The organism is Mesobacillus sp. (genome assembly GCF_049588175.1).
In the GTDB taxonomy this organism is placed as follows: Bacteria; Bacillota; Bacilli; order Bacillales; family Cytobacillaceae; genus Mesobacillus.
The window spans coordinates 1-2146 of record NZ_JBAVFI010000566.1; the positions used below are offsets into that span (position 1 = coordinate 1).

Consider the following 2146-nt stretch of genomic DNA (forward strand, 5'->3'; position numbering starts at 1 on the left):
ATCTTGTGCCTTAACCGCATCTAAATATTGTTGGGCATTTTCAGAAAGAGCTGCATATTCAGCATCTCCAATTAGACGCTTAATATCTTCGCCGATCATATCAATGAATAAAGCACCTTCAAGGGCAGTGATTGCACCTTTATCCTGACCGATATTCTCTAGACTCTCTTCATATTCATGAAGGGCAATTTTAGCGAACCCTCTAACTGCGGCCTTATTAACAGCAGCGGGATCGATCGTCTTAACATCTGTTTCAAGATTGAATTGCTTTTCAATAAGTTCAGCTTCTTCAGGAGCGTTTTTAACTAGATAGCTAGCATTTGATTGATGGAATGCCCATCCCTCTGCCTGTTCAACTTTTGCAGCATCTGCGTCTTCCTTCGCTTTATCAGCAGCTTTTGTCGCATAGCCATTCGGCAAAGCAGCTGTAGCAAGGTAGAAAGTTTTCATTAATGTTTTATCAACTACTTGTTTTCCGAGCTGGAACGCTAATTCATCATCCGCCTCAACAGCCTTTTCCATTTCTTCAAAACCGCCGGAAATCGCATCTTTCATGTTCGTGCCGTATGCATCATCACGCTTTTGAACCGTACCTTCAATAATAGCGTAAAATTCTTTTGCCTCTTCAATCTCTTCCTTTACTTCATCTTTATTTCCCCAGTTTTCTGCAACCTCGTTGAATTCATGTTTCATTGTTGTATAGAACACTTTTTGCATTAACTTATCAAAAATCTGTTTCACAACTACTTTATCCATTGAACCATCTTTACCTGCCTGAAGTGCAGTTGTAATATGCTGGTCAATTGTATCCTCGAATTCCTGATCTCGTTGTTGAACTAACGCTTGAAGATTCTCATTATAAAGAGTTGATACTTTATCAAAGTCTACTTCTTTGCCCTCTTTTGCTTTTTCCAGTTCAACAACAGCTTCCTTGAAGACTGCACCATATTCAACTTCTTTCTCTGCAGCTTCTTCGTTATCTTCCTGTTTTACTGTTTCTTCCTGTTTTTTCTCTTCAAGTTTTGATCCGTTATCATCCGCAGCACCACACCCTGCCATAACAGTACTTGCCATAATGAAGCTAGCAAAAATAATCTTTAAATCTCTTTTTTTCATGATAGTAAACCCCCACTGAGTATGTATTAGTTTATATTTTAATTGATAATGGTTTTCATTTGACAGTTGTAATTATAAGCGAGAATGATTATCACTGTCAACAAACTTTCTGAATAAAAGTATGGCAAACTATTGAACAATTATTTTTACCCTTAGTGGAATTCACAAATATAAACAAATGGCTCTGTTAAACAAGGCTGTTGATTTTCGTTCCAGGCGCTTCGCTTTCCGCGGGGCTGGCGCTGAGCCTCCTCGTCGCTTCGCTCCTGCGGGGTCTCACCTGACCAGCTGCGCCCGCAGGAGTCTTCGCGCCTTCCACTACAATCAACGGGCTTAAAAACAACATCGGGCTTTAACAGAGCCAAACAAATAAAAAATCCCGCCTTCATTGGAAGGCGGGATTTTCAAGTTCATGATTAGATGTGCTGAGAAAGTTTGCCAGCAAGTGCTTCTTTAGGCTGGAATCCAACAACTTTATCTACTTGTTGTCCATCTTTAAGAACAAGTAATGTTGGGATGCTCATGATACCATATTTAGCTGCAGTTTCCTGGTTGTCGTCAACATCAAGCTTAACGATTTTAACTTTCTCGCCCATTTCTGCATCTAATTCTTCAAGAACAGGAGCGATCATCTTACAAGGTCCGCACCAAGGAGCCCAGAAGTCAACAAGGACTAAGCCTGATCCTGTTTCGTTTGCAAAAGTTTGGTCTGTAGCATGTGTAATTGCCATTTGTATGCCTCCTAAGTAAATCTGAAATAATAACGAAAGTATATCATCGTTTACCAATTGATGCTATTTATTTGCTCTTGTTGTAATTTACCCTTTTTGTCTATGGATATTCCTTATCTGTGTATTAAGATTAATGTGAAGGCTTTCTTAAACTTGTCTGTTGATTTCCGCACCAGGCACTCGCTTTCCGCGGGGCGTCAGGTGAGCCTCCTCGTCGCTTTGCTCCTGGGGGTCTCACCTTGGCCGCTAATCCCGCAGGACTTGGATATGCTTCCTCCCAATCTGCCCACGCACGATGG

2 protein-coding genes are annotated in these 2146 nt (G+C 40.9%); both read right to left on the minus strand.

Annotated elements, in window-relative coordinates; genetic code table 11:
* Positions 1-1116, minus strand: a 1116-nt coding sequence (locus WB217_RS13835; RefSeq protein WP_423993803.1) for a hypothetical protein, incomplete at its 3' end; no start/stop codon positions are given.
* A gap of 416 nt (positions 1117-1532) precedes the next feature.
* Positions 1533-1847 carry a thioredoxin gene (gene trxA, locus WB217_RS13840; protein WP_423993804.1) on the minus strand — a complete coding sequence of 105 codons (315 nt, stop codon included), beginning with the start codon at positions 1845-1847 and terminating at the stop codon, positions 1533-1535.
* Positions 1848-2146: the final 299 nt, after the last annotated feature.

Bases quoted from the DNA above. Each gene is read 5' to 3' on its own strand.
- trxA (WP_423993804.1), bottom strand. From the start codon at position 1,847: ATGGCAATTACACATGCTACAGACCAAACTTTTGCAAACGAAACAGGA.